The 17,235-nt window shown below is 64.2% G+C and carries 17 protein-coding genes and 1 pseudogene; 13 read left to right on the top strand and 5 right to left on the bottom strand.

Translation table 11 applies throughout. The features are described 5' to 3' along the window. Nucleotides 1–16 precede the first annotated feature (16 nt). The gene (locus tag ACQCSY_RS10140) at nucleotides 17–1,522 is read right to left on the bottom strand and encodes a bifunctional phosphatase PAP2/diacylglycerol kinase family protein (protein ID WP_427135316.1); all 1,506 of its coding nucleotides are present in this window, start codon (nucleotides 1,520–1,522) and stop codon (nucleotides 17–19) included. Between the two features lie 154 nt (nucleotides 1,523–1,676). Here ACQCSY_RS10140 and ACQCSY_RS10135 point away from each other — a divergent pair, with 154 nt between their 5' ends. Together ACQCSY_RS10135 and ACQCSY_RS10130 are read left to right on the top strand one after the other, a co-directional pair. After that, nucleotides 1,677–1,952 carry a hypothetical protein gene (locus ACQCSY_RS10135; RefSeq protein ID WP_427135314.1) on the top strand — a complete coding sequence of 92 codons (276 nt, stop codon included), beginning with the start codon at nucleotides 1,677–1,679 and terminating at the stop codon, nucleotides 1,950–1,952. 898 nt (nucleotides 1,953–2,850) lie between these two features. Beyond that, on the top strand, nucleotides 2,851–4,074 hold the full coding sequence (locus tag ACQCSY_RS10130; protein ID WP_427135312.1) for an IS110 family transposase: 1,224 nt from the start codon (nucleotides 2,851–2,853) through the stop codon (nucleotides 4,072–4,074). Between the two features lie 46 nt (nucleotides 4,075–4,120). Here the strand turns inward: ACQCSY_RS10130 and ACQCSY_RS10125 are convergent, their stop codons facing one another. Beyond that, entirely contained in the window at nucleotides 4,121–4,636 is a 516-nt protein-coding gene (locus ACQCSY_RS10125; protein WP_427135311.1) for a CGNR zinc finger domain-containing protein, read from the bottom strand. Nucleotides 4,637–4,683: 47 nt separating this feature from the next. On the opposite strand from ACQCSY_RS10125, the gene ACQCSY_RS10120 reads away from it, so the two are divergent. Further along, a complete protein-coding gene (locus ACQCSY_RS10120) occupies nucleotides 4,684–5,613 on the top strand; it encodes an AEC family transporter (RefSeq protein WP_427135309.1) in 930 nt (309 codons plus the stop codon). A 933-nt stretch (nucleotides 5,614–6,546) separates the two neighbouring features. Here ACQCSY_RS10120 and ACQCSY_RS10115 read toward each other — a convergent pair. Continuing rightward, on the bottom strand, nucleotides 6,547–7,074 hold the full coding sequence (locus ACQCSY_RS10115) for a YbhB/YbcL family Raf kinase inhibitor-like protein (RefSeq protein ID WP_427135308.1): 528 nt from the start codon (nucleotides 7,072–7,074) through the stop codon (nucleotides 6,547–6,549). 104 nt (nucleotides 7,075–7,178) lie between these two features. Then, the gene (locus tag ACQCSY_RS10110) at nucleotides 7,179–7,322 is read right to left on the bottom strand and encodes a hypothetical protein (protein WP_427135306.1); all 144 of its coding nucleotides are present in this window, start codon (nucleotides 7,320–7,322) and stop codon (nucleotides 7,179–7,181) included. A 239-nt stretch (nucleotides 7,323–7,561) separates the two neighbouring features. Between ACQCSY_RS10110 and ACQCSY_RS10105 the strand changes: the two genes are divergently transcribed. From ACQCSY_RS10105 to ACQCSY_RS10090, 4 genes and pseudogenes are all read left to right on the top strand, one after another. Next, nucleotides 7,562–7,741 (top strand): SIP domain-containing protein, encoded by a 180-nt coding sequence (locus ACQCSY_RS10105; protein ID WP_427135776.1) that lies wholly within the window; start codon nucleotides 7,562–7,564, stop codon nucleotides 7,739–7,741. Between the two features lie 351 nt (nucleotides 7,742–8,092). Continuing rightward, entirely contained in the window at nucleotides 8,093–8,671 is a 579-nt protein-coding gene (locus ACQCSY_RS10100; RefSeq protein WP_427135304.1) for an SDR family oxidoreductase, read from the top strand. 75 nt (nucleotides 8,672–8,746) lie between these two features. Next, the gene (locus ACQCSY_RS10095) at nucleotides 8,747–10,306 is read left to right on the top strand and encodes an IS1182 family transposase (RefSeq protein ID WP_427132313.1); all 1,560 of its coding nucleotides are present in this window, start codon (nucleotides 8,747–8,749) and stop codon (nucleotides 10,304–10,306) included. Between the two features lie 285 nt (nucleotides 10,307–10,591). After that, nucleotides 10,592–11,433: pseudogene (locus ACQCSY_RS10090) on the top strand (IS5 family transposase). Nucleotides 11,434–11,726: 293 nt separating this feature from the next. On the opposite strand, the gene ACQCSY_RS10085 reads toward ACQCSY_RS10090, so the two are convergent. Next, nucleotides 11,727–12,161: a hypothetical protein gene (locus ACQCSY_RS10085; protein ID WP_427135303.1), complete on the bottom strand. Its 435-nt coding sequence runs from the start codon at nucleotides 12,159–12,161 to the stop codon at nucleotides 11,727–11,729. 312 nt (nucleotides 12,162–12,473) lie between these two features. On the opposite strand from ACQCSY_RS10085, the gene ACQCSY_RS10080 reads away from it, so the two are divergent. From ACQCSY_RS10080 to ACQCSY_RS10055, 6 genes are all read left to right on the top strand, one after another. After that, nucleotides 12,474–12,941: a hypothetical protein gene (locus tag ACQCSY_RS10080; protein ID WP_427135302.1), complete on the top strand. Its 468-nt coding sequence runs from the start codon at nucleotides 12,474–12,476 to the stop codon at nucleotides 12,939–12,941. After that, entirely contained in the window at nucleotides 12,868–13,596 is a 729-nt protein-coding gene (locus tag ACQCSY_RS10075) for a tyrosine-type recombinase/integrase (RefSeq protein WP_427135300.1), read from the top strand. The genes ACQCSY_RS10080 and ACQCSY_RS10075 overlap by 74 nt, the downstream gene beginning before the upstream one ends. Next, a complete protein-coding gene (locus tag ACQCSY_RS10070; RefSeq protein WP_427130525.1) occupies nucleotides 13,593–13,925 on the top strand; it encodes a helix-turn-helix domain-containing protein in 333 nt (110 codons plus the stop codon). The genes ACQCSY_RS10075 and ACQCSY_RS10070 overlap by 4 nt, the downstream gene beginning before the upstream one ends. Nucleotides 13,926–14,197: 272 nt before the next feature. Continuing rightward, nucleotides 14,198–15,448, top strand: a complete 1,251-nt coding sequence (locus tag ACQCSY_RS10065; protein WP_427130527.1) for a hypothetical protein — start codon at nucleotides 14,198–14,200, stop codon at nucleotides 15,446–15,448. A gap of 63 nt (nucleotides 15,449–15,511) precedes the next feature. Then, entirely contained in the window at nucleotides 15,512–15,988 is a 477-nt protein-coding gene (locus tag ACQCSY_RS10060) for an abortive infection family protein (RefSeq protein WP_427135774.1), read from the top strand. 75 nt (nucleotides 15,989–16,063) lie between these two features. Continuing rightward, nucleotides 16,064–17,233, top strand: coding sequence for an ATP-binding protein (locus ACQCSY_RS10055; protein WP_211882356.1), 1,170 nt, complete (start codon nucleotides 16,064–16,066; stop codon nucleotides 17,231–17,233). Nucleotides 17,234–17,235 lie beyond the last annotated feature (2 nt).

Raw genomic sequence — 17,235 nt, 5'->3', positions numbered from 1 at the left:
TCGGGGTCCAGAAGGTTCAGGCCCGTCCGTGCGTCGGCGAGTAGTAGGTCAGCGCGCCACGGCGGACCGTGAAGTCGACGCTCCGCACGCCCGGCACGACCTCGCCGTCCACGGCCAGAACCATGGTCGATTCCGTGCGTTCCACGATGATCCGGCTGGTTTCGCTGAGGTGCGTGATCCTGGAGGTCGCCACCGTGCCGGTCAGCACCGACCAGAGCAGGCGCAGCCGCGCAAAGGACTCGTCGGCGGTGATCATCCGCAGGTCCAGGACGCCGTCGTCCAGCACCGGACGCACCAGCGGGGCGTGGTCCCGGGGGTAGTAGCGGCCCCGGCCGATGTAAAGGATCCAGAGTTTGTGCCGCACGCCGTTCACGATCAGCGTGGTGGGCTTGCCGGCGGCGAAGGTCCTGAACATGGCCACCACACCGGCCAAGGGTTTGCCCAGCGCCGGCTGGAGCTGTTCCCGCCGGCGCACCAGGTTCGGGTAGAGGCCGACGCTGGCCGTGTTGAGCATGGTCAGCTCGAGGTGCCCCGGGCTGCCTGGGCGTCCGCGCTCCACGGCCACCTTACCCACGTCGGCCAGTGCGGCCTCCCCGCGGGAGGCCGCTTCTACGGCTGCTTCCAGGGTCAGAGTGCCGGCGTCTCGGGCAAAGTGGTTGAGCGTTCCGCCCGGGAGCACCAGCAGCGGGAGGGAATGTTCGACGGCGGCGGCCGCCGCGCTGCCCACCGTCCCGTCGCCGCCCCAGACGCCGAGGGCCACGATGCCGGGGCGGGCCGCGACTCCGGCAATTTCGGCAGCGACGTCCTCGTCCTGGGCGATTTCCTTAATATACGCCTTGGGGAATACTTTTTGGAGGGCGTCCGTGGTTTCGTCGGCGTAGGAGCCGCCGAGGGTGTTCACCGCGATGCCCAGCCCGTGCCCGTCCGGCAGTTCCGCGGCCCGGACAGGGGTGCGGCGGGTCTGCGGGAACGGAGGCCGGACAGGCCACCATTTCCTTGTCGCCAAGGCCGCTCCGGCTCCAATGGCCGAGCCGAACAGCACGTCTGAGGGCCAGTGGGCCCCGGTGTGGACCCGGGAGTAGGCCACGCCCGCGGCGACGGGCGCCAGCGCCGCACCCAGGGCCGGGCGCACCATTCCGACGCCGAGCGCGAAGGCAAAAGCCGAGGCGGAGTGGCCCGAGGGCATGGAGGAACTCGTGGGTTGCGGGCGGACGAAACGGAAGGCCGGCAGATGTTCGGGCAGGGGGCGCGCCCGGGGCAGGAGGGTCTTGAACACCAGGCTGGTCACACCGGAGGCCACGCCCTGTGCCAGGACACCGTGCAGGGCAGCCCGCCGGGTCTTGCCCGGCACCAGCGCCATGACGGCGGCCATCCCGAGCCACAGCTTGCCGTTGTTCGCGGCCGCGGACAAGAGCCGGAAGAACTCGTCATGGCTCCCGCCGGGCAGGGCCGACACTGCACGCACGAGTTTCCGGTCGAACTTCTCCAGCCGGCCCGGCGCCTTCCTCAGCATGCTTCGCATCTGACCACCTTACTGCCGGGCCTTCTGGCCAACGTTTCGCGGGCGCCGTTCCAGGGCCTGGGCGAAGGCTGGGCCGGTTCATGGGCACCCTGCACAACCGTTCCGGGGCGCCATCAACCGCTTCCTGAATCTGGCCAGCTACCGGGGCGTCCTGGTGGCCAACGGGTTGCTCGCGCTGGCGCTCCTGGTCCGGAACCGGCCGCAGACGAAAATCTTCGCTGCGGCAGCCGGTGTCGCCGGCCTGGTTCTTACCGAGGTCTCAACGGCGGCCTTCCTCCGGGACCACCCGGCGAACACTTTAGTCCTGACGGCGGAGACCGGATCGTTTCCCTCGAGCCATGTGGCCGTGACGACGGCCAGCTCCGGTGGTGCTGTGGCTGTGGCTGTTGTACCAGAACATATGCAGTCGGCGTCCATGGTGAAGCTTTAGGTCAGCATGGCGACGTATCCGCCGGGATTAACCGCGGCCAGGCTCTTCAGGATGAGGTGGTTGTGCATGGAGTGCCGGAGTCCGGGTTGTGCGGCTTGTCGTAGAGGGCGCCCTTGCTGAACGGGACATTCCAACAGCGAGGTAAAGGAGATGGCCGTGATCGGGTCTCCGCGAAGGATTCGCTGCGGATGTTCGCATCCGGGTACAGACCGCGAGAGATGGATGCGGTGAGAGGGTCCAGCTCGACTCCGGTCATGCGGGCATTTGCCGGGGCGAAGCCGATAAGCGTTCCGGGACAGGTGGTACTCACCGCCGTCTTTCCATCCACCGCTTGCGATGAGAGCCAACGCCGCCCCGGTTGAGGACAGAACCATTCCTGTTCCGCCATGCCTCCATGCGGCTTTAGCTTTACGCTGGAGTACCAGACCTCCGATCAACAGGGCATGTCATCATCTGTCGGATCCAAGAAGTTCACGGTGGACACAGCAGCCCCTGTCGCCCCTCAGGTCCGTAAGGGGGACCCTGACCGTGGAATCTGCTCAAGGAAATCAGCGACGAAGGAGCGCCGGAGCCGATTGTGCGGGCCGCAGGCCCCGGAGGAACGACAGGGGCTGGACGGGCCGGAGCTGACACGTACAATCCGCCAGGACAGCAGCCAAAAAACGGTAATACTGGAAATGGTCTTGAGCCGGTTTGACTCAGCAAAAAACTGACGTGCTTTGCGCACTGTCTTACCGACGATTTGTCTGCCGGCTCAAGGTCCGTCAAAGGGGGTGTTGCGCCAGGCGGACATGACTTCATAGGAGCCTGATTCGACCAGTCCCATTACCGTTTTGTCTGCCCACCTGGCCCGCACCCCATTCATCAGCCATTAATCTGACTGGGGGCAACTTCCATCTTGGCAACCGAAACAACCAGCGTCATCGCCGGTATCGACACCCACGCCGACACACACCACGTGGCCGTCATCAACGAACACGGCAAGCCGCTCGCGGACAGGGAATTCCTGGCCGTGGGATCCGGCTACCGGAAGATTGTGGATTTCATCACCAGCTACGGCACAGTCACCGCCGTAGGGGTCGAAGGAACAGGCTCCTACGGGGCCGAAATCGCCAGAACCCTGCGCGGTGAAGGACTGTGCGTGCTGGAAGTGAATCGTCCAGACCGGGCCGCGCGCCGGCTGAAGGGCAAATCCGATCCGCTGGACGCCTACCAAGCCGCCCAATCCGTACTCGACGGCCGGACCAAATCGGTCCCGAAATCCAAAGTCAGTCCCGTTGAATGCCTGCGAATCCTGCGTGCCGGCCGCACATCGGCCCTAAAGGCCCGCACCGCAGCCATCAATCAGATCAGGGGCCTGCTCGTTTCAGCTCCGGACAAACTCCGGGCGAAATACAGAGGGCTCGGAACCTCGGCGATAATCACCGCACTGCAGCGCACCAGGCCTTCAGGCCATATGGCGGACCCCGAGTACGTGTGCCTGCTGACACTGAAAGCCCTGGCAACGCGCTGGCACTCACTTACTGAAGAAATCGCCACCGCTGACGCCGCGGTCCAGGAAATCCTCGACACCTACGCACCGATGCTCTGTGACCTTCCAGGTGTCGGAACGGAAGTAGCCAGCCAGCTCCTCGTCACCGTCGGAGACAACCCGGACCGCCTTGAAAATGAGGCCCAGTTCGCCGCCCTCGTCGGGGTCGCACCCATACCCGCGTCCTCAGGCAAAACCACCCGTCACCGGCTCAGCAGAGGCGGCGACCGCAACGCCAACCACGCCCTGTACCAGGTCGTCTTGGTCCGCATGGCCTCGTGCCAACGGACCAAGGACTACGTGGCCAAACGCACCGCGGAGGGCAAGAGCAAACGGGAAATCATGCGCTGCCTAAAACGCTACGCAGCCCGGGAAATTTACCGCCAGATCACCAACCCCCAAGCAGCCCCAAACAACTCTGATCTGCGCCCAATGCGCACCACACTCGGCGTCACCATCACGACCGCAGCCCGCGAACTTGGCCAATGGCCCTCCAAAATTTCCCTCCTGGAACGAGGCCTCCTCCGCAACGATGCCCTCGCCGCGGCCTACCGCCGATGGCTGACCGAACAGACAACTGTCAGCGCGTGAGTTGACGTTAATTGCAATACCTGACCATTTCAGGGAAAAGTTCAGGTCAGACGTTGACTTTTGACGCCGCCTTTCGGTGGCGTTGGACGGCGTCGTTGTTCCCGCACCGCGCCGAACAGTAGGACCGAAGCCCGTTTCGGCTAGTGTCCACGAAGGCGATGCCACAGCCGGCCCGGAGGCAGACCCCGAGCCTTAATGCATCGGATCCAACAGCGAAGATCGCAAGGCCTCCGGCTGTGACTGCCTTCACGCGCGCGACGACGTCATCCTCGTCCGACGCGAAATGCAGGTGCGGCCGCAACTGGTCATGGGTCGTCAGATAGGCCCGGGAGGTCCCCCTCTCGAGCAGCCCGTTGATCGCCGCGCAGCGCGCCTCAACACTGGTCGGTTCGAACGCGGTCAGCAACCGCAGCGACCATTGCCTGAGCTGTTCGGAGGACGATGAGGTCAGGGCCGTCCTGCGGATCTGGTGCCCGTCTAGGATCTGCTTGGCGGCCCCGGGAGTCCACTCACCGCCCCGGGCGAGATTAACGAGGTCGGCCGCGAGCAACGGGCCAGTCATGTTATCATGGTTGAACTGCACTAACCCATTGCATCACAGTTCTACTCATGACTCTAGTGACCACTGCGATCGTCCCGGTCGTGCTCATCCTGGCCGTAGGCGCCCTCCTGCGCCATCGCTTCCTCACAGAACCTGCTTTCTGGCGCGGTCTGGAATGGATGAGTTACCGCGTCTTCACGCCGGCACTGTTCATCACCTCCATCGCCGGCACCGACCTCACCGCTGTTTCGCCCGGCCCATTGCTGCTGAGCCTGACCGTTCCGATCGTCTCGGCCGCCGGCCTGGTAATCGTCCTGCGCCGCCCCCTCCGCGCAAACGGTCCCCAGCTGACTTCGCTCGTGCAGGGCTCGGTTCGGATCAACACCTACATCGGCCTGATCTTCGCAACCGCGCTGCACGGCCAGGAAGGCGTCGCCACCTTCGCCCTCGCCAGCGCCGTCGTCGTACCCCTCGTGAACATCATCTGCGTCAGCACCCTGGCGGTCTACGGCGACAAATCAGCCGCATCACGCCATATCCCGGTGTGGCGCGAATTTCTGGAGAACCCTCTCCTCCAGGGCTGCGCCATCGGATTTACCCTGAGCCTTGCCGGCATTCCCCTGCCGGATTTCTTGGCGACAAGCCTAACCATGCTCGCAGCCCCGGCACTGGCCTGCGGCACCCTTATCGCAGGAGCCGCCCTTCACTTCAGCTTCCGCAAACGCGACCCTGTCGACATCGGGCTTGCCGTGATCCTCAAGCTCATATTGTTGCCCCTCTCTGCCGCTGCGATCGCCATCCCCCTTGGCACCACCGGCGCGACACTAACCAGCATCGTACTCATCTGTGCCATCCCCACGGCACCTTCCGCCTACGTACTGGCCAGCAAGATGGGTGGGGACACCCGACTAATGGCCTCCATCACCGGCGCGCAAACCGTCCTCGCGGCGGCAACCCTGCCCGCTGTCTTGATCCTCATCGACCACGTCACGAGGTAATGCTTAAACTGCACTAATTCACTGCGCCAACAGGCCAAAGAAGCCGTCGCCACACGATTTGACGCCTATAGGAGCATCGTCGTAAACACACAGGGCCAGGGCGTCCGGAGCTCTGCGACGGACGGCACTGGACCCAATAGCCGGCCGCGCCAGCGGACGCCCGAAGGGGTGCGAGCCCCTGCGAGCATTGCCCTTGTGTCCAACGGCCTGGTTTCGGTACCGGCTGAACACTGGTCGTCACTGGCCGGATGCCCGTTCAAGCGACACGCGGGGGACGTTCTCGGTACCGCTTACACAGGCTCCTATCCTGTTGCCATGGCGGTGGCCTACCGACGTCTGCGCATCCTGACCCCGAACCTTGGGGCCCACTACGGCGTGGTCGACGAGGAGTACCGGCCCCACGAGCTCGCGTCCCGCTGGCTTGAAGTCCGTTTCTTCGGACGGCACAAGCTGAAACAACCAGCGCGCAGTACGCCAGCTCCATCGCCTTATTCCTGACTTGGGCACGCTAGAGCGGACGGGACCTTGAGCAGGCAGCCCGAAACCTTCACCTGTTCGCGGCCTACCTCGCGACAAAACCCCTGACATCCGGGCGGAATGCCGGCTCGCCCCGGACGGCGGGTCGGGCCAACCGGATCCTCGTCGCCGTGCGTGAGATTTACCGGTTCGCAATCACCGAGGGTGCTCTGCCGGCCACGGCGCATCTGATCCGGCTGGGACAACTCCGCGAAGCCGCGTTGCTCAGCCGCAGCGGGCAACAACGCTCCGTGCGTTTCCTCAACCGTGTTCTGGAAGATATCCGCCAGTGGGGGCTGACTGATGCGGGAGGTGTCGCTGTAGGCAATGCGACGAGGCGAACCGGCTGGGATCACCCGCTACGAGCGATCGCGGACGGGCGCCGTCCTGCCACCTCTGAGTGGTGCCGAAGGAGGCCTACCTCTCGTACCAGCCCTCGAGGAAGGCGCGTCCAAGGGTGCCGTTGAACAGGTTGAACATCAGCAGAGCGGGCGTCGCCTCTGGGTCAATCTCGATCTTCTCGGCGGGGAGGGCGAGGACCGCAAAGATGTAGCGGTGTTTCCCGGTGCCCTCCGGAGGCCCGGCGCCGACGTAGCGCTTCAGCCTGGCGTCGTTCGGGAGCTGAAAGGCGCCCGGCGGGAGCCCCGAGCCCGACTCGTCGCCGGCGCCTGCGGGCAGCTCGGTGACGTTGGCGGGAATGTTCACCACGGCCCAGTGCCAGAAACCGGTGACCGTGGGCGCTTCGGGGTCGCACATGGTGACCACGAAGCTCTGCGTCCCTGGCGGGAACCCGCTCCAGGAGAGCTGCGGGGAAACGTCCTCGCCGCCGGCGCCGAAGATGCGGCTGACTTGCGGCATCGCCAGCTTCTCGCCCTCCCGCAGGTCGCTGCTGGTCAGTGAGAACGAGGCCGCTGCGGGAAGGTTCTCGTAGGGGTTCCAAGTCATCTGACTTCTCCTGTTTCCTGAGATAATTGAGGTGATCAGCAGCTTCACATTTCTTCAGCTTGATGCGGCCGAACCCGGATTGCGACCTCCCCGCGGGCGCCGACCTACAGGTCTTCTTCGCGGAGCAGGTCGAGGTTGCGGAACGCGAGGTGGCCGTCGCAGATCCCGGCCAGGAATGCTGCGAACTCTCCTGTCTCGGGGCGGTTCGAGTTTTCCATGCCCTCATCGTAGGTGGAGAACTCGACCATGAGTAGGTAGGTTCGGCATCCCGGTCCCTTATGAGCCCGGATCCGCCGGGAAGGTCGCTCCGGGGGCCGGTCGTAATCCGCGGGTGCCCTGCTGTATAAGGAATCTCAATGATGTTGTCAACGGATGTTGGCGGTGCCGCTCGGCATCCCAGGATGGCTCAGTTCGGCAGGACCGACCATGCGGTGCCCTCGAGGGTGTCCATCCAGTCGTACCCGTCCGCTGCCCGGTTGAGGGCACCATTGAAGTCTTTGCCCATGGTGAACAAGGGGCGATCAAATCCATAAGGGAAACATTCCAAGTCGGTTGGGGACTCGATCGGCGCTCGATGTCCCTTTCGGCTTATTGGGCGTACGGCAGGGCCGAAGAGCGCTTCCAGGCTGAAAAGCGCGAGTCAATCGGCCAAATATTCGCCAGCTAACGCCCACGCTGGCGCTTGTCTTCCTCGCTGTCCTCGCGCATGCCTTCGCCACCGGCGAACTCGGCCTCGACATCTATTCCATGCGCGAGCTAGAGGGTGCCATCGATCGCGACCACCAGCCTGTCCGCGAACCGCACCGCCTGCGCGGTCACACTGTTTCTTTCCTCTTCAAGTAGACGGGTTGCCGTCACGTGACGTCCAAAACCAAAATTCGATCCGCTAAATAGACAGAGCTTATGGATTAGGAGGCGTCTCGGGCCCGGCCTTCGTTGCCGCATGCAGTTGGGCTACCTTGAGGAACGCGGGGGGCAGGGGGCAGGTCGTCCTTCCGGCTGAGGATGCCACTTCGAGATGGAGACGGGCTCGATCAGCAGGGTTCGCAACCGGGCTTTATGGGTGGCCGCCGCCCACGAGGAAGGCATCACCGCGTGGCCTACGCCTGCCAGTACCCAGGGCAGGATAGAGGTCCGGTGCGCCACTTCAACCACAATCTCGGTGCTGGCGATCAACGCGACCGGCACGTGGCTCGGCATGAAGAACGTCCTGCCCATCATGCAGAAGGCTGGCCACGGGTCGATCGTGAACGTGTCATCGCTCGCAGCCATCATCTCGGGCCCCGCGGTCGGCGGCGGCGCCGCATACTCGGCATCGAAAGGGCCCGTGCGATCCCTGACGAAACACGCAGCCCAGTGGTTCGCGAAAGACAGAATCCGAGTCAACTCCGTACACCCGGGCCCGATCTACACCAGCCTCATGTCCAACTACGGCATCACCGAGGAACAAGCGGCGGACCCGGTCAACGTGACGCTCCCTCCTCACATCGGAGAGTCGTCCGACATCGGCTACGGCATCCTTTACCTCGCCTCCGACGAGGCAAAATTCGTCACAGGCGAAGAACTCATCATCGACGGAGGCTACGCCACCCACTAGGAGGCTGCTGAATTAAGTCGCGGGCGTTAAGGCGCGTCGGCTGGATTGGTGGGGCTGGTGGTTAAGACTGGTCTTATGCAGGGACGTGAGGACGCGCAACGCGGGTATTTGGATGTTGAGGCGCTGGCCGGGGAGTTGTTGGCCCCGGGCAGCGTCTTTGCTTTTCTGGCCAAACATCGGGGGCGGTTGTTCCCGGATTCGATGATGGAGGACCTCTTCCCGTCGCGGCGAGGACGGCCATCTGTTCCGGCGCCGGTGATTGGTTCGGTGCTGGTGCTACAGGCATTGCAGGGGCTCTCTGACCGCGAAACGGCGGAGGCGTTGACCTTTGACCTGCGATGGAAGGCCGCGTGCGGGTACGGGCTGACCGACACGGCGTTCCACCCGAGCACGCTGACGTATTGGCGGAGGCGTCTGGCCGGATCGAGAAACCCGCACCGGATCATGGAGGCGATCGCCGAGGTCGTCGCAGGGACCGGGGTATTGAAGGGCAAGCGCCGGCGGGCAGTGGATTCAACGGTCCTTGATGACGCGGTCGCGAGGCAGGACACGGTCACCCAGCTGATCGCCGGTGTCCGGCGTTTCGGACGTGAAGTCCCCGGCGGCCAGGAACTGGTGGCTACCCACGCTACCGGGTACGACTACACCCGCACCGGCAAACCGGACATCGCCTGGGATGACCAGGACGCCAAAGACCGGTTGATCTCGGCGCTCGTCAGCGACGCGCTTGCCCTGCTGGGAGCGGTCGATCCCGACACCCTCGAGGGCAAGGCCGCTGATGCGTACGCGCTGCTGGCCCTCGTGGCCGGGCAGGACGTGGAACCGGCCGAGGACTCGGACGGGACCGACGGGCGGTGGCGGATCGCCCGCAGGGTCGCCTCGGACCGAATGATCTCCACCGTTGACCCGGATACCCGGCATGCGCATAAGACCCAGTCCCGTCAGCAGGACGGATTCAAGGCCCACATCGTGATCGAGCCCGATACCGGGCTGATCACCGCCGCGGAACTGACGAAGGCTTCCGGACCGGAGAACAGCGACGGGACCGTTGGTGCGCGGCTTCTCGCGGCGGACCCCACGATCACCGGTACCAGCGTGCAGGTCCTGGCGGATTCGGCCTACGGTTCCGGGGAGATGCTCGCCGCCCTCGCCCTGACCGCCCATACCCCGGTGATCAAACCCTGGCCGTTGCGCCCTGCCGTCGACGGCGGGTTCACCCTCGATGACTTCGCCGTCGATGAGGCAGCCGGGACCATGACCTGCCCGAACAAGATCACCCGCAGGATCACCGCTAAACGCCGGGTCACGTTCGGAGCGGCCTGCAACGGCTGCCCGTTCCGGGCCCGGTGCACCACCTCACCACGGGGACGGAAGATTATCCTCCACGAACACGACGCGTTGCAGCGCGAACACCGCCAACGCGCCACGGACCCGGCCTTCCAGGAGAACTACCGTACCCACCGGCCCATGGTCGAACGGTCCATCGCCTGGCTCACCCGCGGCAACCGCCGCGTTCCCCACCGCGGCACCAGCCGCAACAACGCCTGGCTGCAACTGCGGATCGCGGGACTAAACCTGCGACGCCTGCTCACACTCGGACTGACCGTGAACGAAGGCTCATGGACGCTGGGATGAACCATCCGTTCGAACCCGTCCAATCCCACCACTGGATGACGCCCCACATCTGCGGCACAATGAATCAAGCGGGCGGAACGACCCCGTTGTCGCACCCAAGGGTGCTGACCAGAACACGCCGCTTGACGGCCATTGGTGGCGTTCCGCCCGCCCCACAACCACGTTTTTCAGCAGCCTCCTAGGGCGTGTCTCCTAATGCTGGGGGTGGCTTTTTGGCAAAATTGAGTGGTGAGTTCGCGTTATGCCTTGTTGTCCGATGCCCAGTGGGAGTTCATTGCCCCGTTGATGCCTGATTCGTCGGGGAAACCGGGGCGGCCGTTCAATGACCACCGGTTGATGACAGAGGGCATCATCTACCGCTACCGGGCAGGTATCCCGTGGCGGGATCTCCCTTCCCATTTCGGGTCGTGGAAGACCGTGTGGAAGCACCACCGCCGCAACAGCGCCAGCGGGACCTGGGACAGGGTGCTGGCTGCGCTGTTGACCCGTGCCGACGCACAAGGGCTGATCAACTGGGAGGTGTCGGTGGACTCCACGGTCAACCGTGCCCACCAGCACGGCACGAACCTTCCCCGCCACACAGGGGGACCTCTCGAATTACAGGAATCTGCTTGATGAGCCGGATGATCATGCCGTCGGACGCTCCCGCGGCGGCCTGACCACGAAGATCCATGCCCTGGTTGACGGCAACATGCGCCCCTTGGTCCTGCTCCTGGGGCCCGGGCAGGGCGGGGACTCGCCCATGTTTGAAAACCTCATGGATGCCCTGAAGGTCGAACGGGAAGGTCCCGGCCGGCCCCGCAGCCGCCCGGACCGGGCCATGGCTGACAAAGCCTACTCATCCAAAGCGATCAGGAGCTACCTGCGCGGGCGTGGCATTGAATGCGTCATCCCCGAAAAGGACGACCAGAAAGCCAACCGGAAACGCAGGGGCTCCTCCGGAGGACGGCCCGTCACCTACGACAAGGACGCGTACAAGCGGCGCAATGTCGTCGAACGCAGTTTCAACACCCTCAAGCAATGGCGCTCCCTGGCCACTCGCTACGACTGTGGCCCTCACCTACCGCTCAGCGGCCGTTCTGCACGCCGTCGTCATCTGGAGCACACGATTAGGAGACACGCCCTAGCAGTGAACAAGAACAGAATACGGCCCGAAAGGCGCCCGCAGGATTATTGGGGACCTTCGGCGGTGGCCCTGGCCAAGGGCCGATGATGGCCGGAGGAACTCGGCCCATCACGAGCAACGGAACAGGATCCGGCGCTAGCGGACTCGGACTTGTTGACCTGGTTGCCCTGGCGGGGGTGGAGGGCTCTCGTGGGGCGAGAGGTTGTGTGCGGGTGTGGGAGGGGTCCAGCCGAGATACGGCGGAAAGGGGCCACGGGCAAACCTCAACGTCCGTTAACGATGAGGTCAAATAGATCAGGGCGTTGGTTTTGGGTTTTCGTCTGCCAGGTATTTCAGAAGTGTGTTGAAGCCTAGCTCGATGTCGGGGGTTGCCAGGACGCGGTCGATCGTGCGTGGTTCAAGATAGGCAACCAACTCTTGAGCGGAAGTGTTGAGTTTCCTGAGCCGGGCAAGATTGCCCTCCAAGACATCAAGCCCTGCGCGCTGTTCAGCGGTGAGGTTTGTTTGGGCTGCCCACCGAGCCGCAGTGTCCTCGAACAAGACGAGGTCATCGGCTTGTTTGGTGTAGCCCCTGCGAACCTGGGCCACATCATTGTCAGTGAGGACATGCGGTTTCTTGCGGGCCTCTTCCAGCGATGCTGCGGCTTCGCTGACTTCGACAAGCCATGAACCGGTGTACTCGGTGAAGAAACCCAATTGTGAGATTGGGTGCTGTATTGGCTCACGCATTGATTCTCCCTAAAGTGGTTTCGCGGTAACGACCCTGTTGATGCCAGAGCCGTTAGCGCCGGATCCTGTTCCATTGTTCGTTCTGGCCGCAATTTCATCAGGTGTACTACTGCGTTCGGTTTGAACATTCCGGGATCTGTCACCATTCGCGCAGGTCAGGGCCTCTTTGTGGGCCGGGGATTTCCATCAAGTGCGCCTCCCGGCCCGGGCCCGCGCGGCCATGGAAACGCCCCTGACCTGCCCGTTTGCAATCAGATTGCATCTGATGAAAGATGTGTTCATCTGATGCAAGCGGCGGAGGGGTGGCTTTTGATGGTTGGAAACAGCTTTGCGCCGGGGGCGGTGGGCCTGCATCTGGTCGGCGGTCTGCCGTTGCTGCGGCCCGAGGAACAGGTCTTCACGGCCATGTTGGACGGCTGGCGCAACCAGCAGCTGGCCCGGAACCTGGCGTTCTCCACGATCGAGGGCCGCGAGAAGGCGGTGCGGGCGTTTACCCGCCAGGCCGATGCCTTCCCGTGGGCCTGGTCACCGCAGATGGTTGATGAGTGGATGGGTGATCTGCGCTCGGTCCGGAACCTGCGCCGCTCCACGCTGCGGAACTACCAGGGGACCATCCGCTCCTTCTGTGCCTTCCTTACCGACCCCGCCTACGGCTGGGCCGGCATCTGCCAGAAACGGTTCGGCACCCACCCGGTGCAGGTGGTCCATGAGTGGAACGCCGCCGTGGCATGTCCAGGAGGCCGAGGCAGACCCGGCCAAGCGTGCCTTCACCCGCGATGAGCTGCAGGCGTTCTTCGACCATGCGGATAAACAGGTCGGCCGGGTGCGCGGGCTCGGACGCAAGGGCTGGCTGCCGGCCTTCCGTGACGCGATGCTCTTCAAGACCGCCTATGCCTTCGGTCTGCGCCGCAACGAGGCGCGGATGCTCGATGTGGTGGACTTCGGCCGCAACCCCCGGGGACCGGAGTTCGGGGAGTACGGCGTCCTCTACGTCCGCCACGGCAAGGCGAAGAAGGGCTCCCCGCCCAAGCGCCGCAGCGTGCTGACGGTCTTCGACTGGTCAGCGGAGATCCTGCAGCAATGGAATGAAGAGGTCCGTCCGTTGTTCCCGACGGCCAAGCCCGGAGCACTATGGCCCTCGGAACGCTCCGCACGCGTGGGCTTCACCCAGATGAACACCCGCTTCGGCACCTACCGGGACAGCCTTGGCCTGGACAGGGGGCTGGATTTCCATTCCTTTCGAAGGTCCTACGTCACGCACCTGATCGAGGACGGCTGGGACGCCCGGTTCGTCCAGGAACAGGTCGGCCACGAGCACGCGTCCACCACCTCGATCTACACCTGCGTCTCTTCCGATTTCCGCACCAGGACTCTCCGCCGGGTCCTGGACACCACGATTACTGCTGCTCTGCAGCTTGAAAGGAAGCCGCAATGAAACGCCAAGTCAGTTATCAGTGGAGGTTGCGCGAGGTGATGGCCACCCGCGGGATCTTCACTGCCTCGGATCTGTCCCCCCTGCTGGCCCAGCGCGGTATTGCCCTGTCCCCTGTGCAGGTCTGGCGGCTGGTCACCCAGATCCCCGAGCGACTCTCGCTGCCGGTCCTCGCCGCGCTCTGCGACATCCTGGAAGTGACCCCCGCCGAGCTGATAGCCACCCGGGCAGAAGCGGTAGCCCCGCGCCGCACGGCCGCCGCGGGCGCCGCGGTCGTGGACCTTGCCTCCACCATCCGGCCCAAGCGTGCCAGGATCACCCCCGAGCGGTGAGCCCGGCCTACAACACCCGCGAGAAATATGAGCGGTGGCATATACGCACCTGTGCCCGCTGCGGCCGACAGGCCGCCAAGGCGGCGAACTGGTCGGATGGACCAATCTGCCGGACCTGCCTGGACAAGGCCACCCGCACCTACGGTCCCTGCCCCGGCTGTGGTGCCGGGCGTCTGCTGCCGGGCCGGGACAGTGCAGGCGCGCCCGCCTGCCGGGACTGTGCAGGAATTACCCGCGATTTCTTCTGCAACCGTTGCCGCTTCGAAGGACGATTGCTCGGTGGCAGACTGTGCGAACGATGCACCCTCACCGACCTGCTGAGCACGCTGCTCGATGATGGCAGCGGCCGCATCCACCCACCCCTGATCCCGCTCTTTGACCAGATAAGGACCATGCAACGGCCAGTCCTGGGGCTGGGCTGGATCCAGAGCGCCCAGCCCCGGACCATGCTGGAGGATCTTGCCGCCGGACGGCTCGCCCTGACCCACGAAGCGTTCCAACAACTGCCCAACTGGAGAACCGCCGCCTATCTACGCGACCTGCTCATGCAAAGCGGCGTCCTGCCCCTCAAGGACCGGCAACTCCTGCTCTTCGAACGGTGGCTGGCCGTCCATCTGGCCGCCGTGGCTGACCCCGAACACGGCCGGCTCCTGCACCGCTTTGCCACATGGCACCAGCTCCGCAAATTACGGGCCAAAGCAAACAAAGCCCCGTTGGGCGGTTCACCGGCGAAGGAAGCCCGCGAACAACAGACCCAGGCCCTGGCGTTCCTGGCCTGGCTCACCCGCCGCAGCACTGCCCTCGACCGCACCCGGCAAGCCGATCTGGACGCCTGGCAAAGCGAGAAATACTCCACGCGCCGGCCATCCCACGCATTCCTGACCTGGTGCATGAAGAACGGCAACATGCCCGTCCTAACCACCCATTCCCGCCAGACAACGACCCAGGCTCCGATGAGCCAACACCACAGAATCAGCACCATCCAGCGCCTCCTCACCGAGGAGAGCATCCCACTTCACTCCAGAATCGCCGGCCTGCTGATCCTGCTCTACGCCCAACCGGCAACACGCATCGTCAGACTCACGACCAGCGACGTCATCAACGACGGGACCACTACCACAATCCGCCTGGGCGATCCGCCAACACCGGTACCCGCCCCACTGGCCCGGCTCCTGCAGAACTACCTGGAAAACCGCCCCAACCTGGACACGGCAACCAACCCCGGATCCCGCTGGCTATTCCCAGGACAACGCGCCGGAGAGCCAATTCACCCGGCCACCCTCCGGGCTTTCCTGCAAAAACTCGGCATCCCGCCCCAACGCGGACGAACCTCAGCAATACGACACCTGGTACTCCAGGCCCCGGCCCCCGTCCTCGCCCAGGCACTGGGCTACCACCACACCAGCACCATCAGGATCGCCGCCGAAGCCGGATCGCCCTGGGCCGGCTACGCACCAGGGACCCACGACCAACCAACCCAGGCCGGACATCAAAACACCGACGAACACAGACCACTTGAATAACGGCCACTACCAGCATGATGGGCCGAGACGCTCGCAGCGCGTTGTCTCGCGCTTCTCGACCGCATCGAACGTGGGGTTGAGATTGACCCGCCGGCTGCAATCGGATCATGCAAAGAGCTGATTGAGACGCTGTGCAAGCTCATCCTCGACCACAGCCAGACCGAGTACAAGAAGAGCGACGACCTGCCCGCGCTCTACAAGAAGGTCTCAGTCTTGCTCTCGCTCAATGCCGAAGCTGTGGATGGAGACACACGCGGGAGCCAGAGCAGCCAATTGATCCTTCGGGCCATGACGACGACGATTCAAGGAATTAGCGAGCTACGCAACCAGCTAGGACTGGGTCATGGACGGACGACGCGGAGCAACCTTCATCCTCGCCATGCGAGGCTTGCGCTGAATAGCACCGTGACTGTGACGGAGTTTTTGCTGGACACTTGGCACGCACGCATTGCCGCAGGGAAGTCGGGGCGAGATGGGGTAATCGCCCCTTGGTGCGGTTCTGCGGTGCCGCCAGAGGAGGCCTCTGCCGGACAGCTTTGACGAAGACTCTACAAAAATCTATTCAAATCTAGCAATTTGCTATACTTCTGTAGATTTCGATAGAGATGAGGCGTGATGGATCCGGTACTTAACCCGTACTCTCCTGGGGCGGGCCGTAAGCCGGCCGCTCTCGTCGGGCGGGACCATCCCCGGTCAAATTGGACGGTCGCGCTGGACCGGGTGGAAATCGGCCGGTCAGCCCAGCCGTTCGTGCTCTACGGACTGCGCGGCGTCGGGAAGACGGTTCTGCTGTCGGATTTCCGGCGGGCTGCGGTCGATCGCGAATGGCTTGTCGCACAGGTAGAAGCGGGTGCGGGGAAATCGCTGCGGGAGGCGTTGGGTGAGGCACTGCACGCTTCGCTGGCCGATCTCGCGCGGCCGTCGGCGGGGCGGCGTCTAATTAAGGCCCTCAAGACGGCGCTCAGCTTTAAAGCATCCTACGACCCGGCAGGGACCTGGAACTTCGGGCTCGACCTGTCCGGGGCCTCCGGCGGAGGGGCAGACACCGGCGTCTTGGAAACAGATCTCCGCAAGCTTATCCACGACCTGGCCGCCGCGGCCGAAGAGGAAGGGGTGGGCCTGGCAATTCTGATCGATGAAGCTCAGGATCTGAAGCCATCGGAGCGGGTGGCCATTTGCGCGATTGCGCATGCGGCGGCTCAGGACGACTGGCGGGTGCTCTTTGCGTTGGCCGGTTTGCCAAGTCTTCCCCGGGTACTGGCCGAAGCGAAGTCCTACGCGGAGCGGTTCAACTACGAGAAGATCGAAGAGCTCCGCGGATCCCTCGCCTCAGACGCGCTGACAAAGCCGGCTGCCGAGGACGGTGTCGGCTGGGAGGAGTCGGCTGTTGAGCTTATCGTCGGCGAAAGCGCGGGGTATCCGTACTTCCTGCAGCAGTTCGGGCAGGATACGTGGAACGCGGCCGCCGGTCCGAGAATAACCTATGACGATGCCCGGGTCGGTGCGGCCAACGGCAGGGCGGCACTGGACAGCGGATTTTTCCGGGCCCGGTGGGACCGTGCGACCCGGGCCGAACAGGGGTACCTGCGGGCGATGGCCGAAGACGGAGACAACGGCAGCTCCTCGGGAGAAATCGCCGCGCGGCTTGGCCGCAGTGCGGCCAGCCTCGGTCCGATCCGGGCGAGCCTGATCGGGAAGGGTCTCGTGTACGCTCCGGAGCACGGTGTCATAGCCTTCACCGTGCCCGGGATGGCGGGATTCATCGCCCGTCAGCCAGGACAGTAGTA

This window comes from Pseudarthrobacter sp. S9 (assembly GCF_050156545.1).
In the GTDB taxonomy this organism is placed as follows: Bacteria; Actinomycetota; Actinomycetes; order Actinomycetales; family Micrococcaceae; genus Arthrobacter.
Note: the sequence above shows the minus strand (reverse complement) of the source record. Positions and strands in the feature narration are given on the sequence as shown.

What these genes read in the sequence shown, in the direction of transcription:
- ACQCSY_RS10140 (WP_427135316.1), bottom strand. Translation starts at nt 1,522, where the DNA reads ATGCGAAGCATGCTGAGGAAGGCGCCGGGCCGGCTGGAGAAGTTCGAC.
- ACQCSY_RS10125 (WP_427135311.1), bottom strand. Translation starts at nt 4,636, where the DNA reads ATGACTGGCCCGTTGCTCGCGGCCGACCTCGTTAATCTCGCCCGGGGC.
- ACQCSY_RS10120 (WP_427135309.1), top strand. Translation starts at nt 4,684, where the DNA reads ATGACTCTAGTGACCACTGCGATCGTCCCGGTCGTGCTCATCCTGGCC.
- ACQCSY_RS10115 (WP_427135308.1), bottom strand. Translation starts at nt 7,074, where the DNA reads ATGACTTGGAACCCCTACGAGAACCTTCCCGCAGCGGCCTCGTTCTCA.
- ACQCSY_RS10110 (WP_427135306.1), bottom strand. Translation starts at nt 7,322, where the DNA reads ATGGTCGAGTTCTCCACCTACGATGAGGGCATGGAAAACTCGAACCGC.
- ACQCSY_RS10100 (WP_427135304.1), top strand. Translation starts at nt 8,093, where the DNA reads ATGGAGACGGGCTCGATCAGCAGGGTTCGCAACCGGGCTTTATGGGTG.
- ACQCSY_RS10095 (WP_427132313.1), top strand. Translation starts at nt 8,747, where the DNA reads ATGCAGGGACGTGAGGACGCGCAACGCGGGTATTTGGATGTTGAGGCG.
- ACQCSY_RS10085 (WP_427135303.1), bottom strand. Translation starts at nt 12,161, where the DNA reads ATGCGTGAGCCAATACAGCACCCAATCTCACAATTGGGTTTCTTCACC.
- ACQCSY_RS10080 (WP_427135302.1), top strand. Translation starts at nt 12,474, where the DNA reads ATGGTTGGAAACAGCTTTGCGCCGGGGGCGGTGGGCCTGCATCTGGTC.
- ACQCSY_RS10075 (WP_427135300.1), top strand. Translation starts at nt 12,868, where the DNA reads ATGAGTGGAACGCCGCCGTGGCATGTCCAGGAGGCCGAGGCAGACCCG.
- ACQCSY_RS10070 (WP_427130525.1), top strand. Translation starts at nt 13,593, where the DNA reads ATGAAACGCCAAGTCAGTTATCAGTGGAGGTTGCGCGAGGTGATGGCC.
- ACQCSY_RS10055 (WP_211882356.1), top strand. Translation starts at nt 16,064, where the DNA reads ATGGATCCGGTACTTAACCCGTACTCTCCTGGGGCGGGCCGTAAGCCG.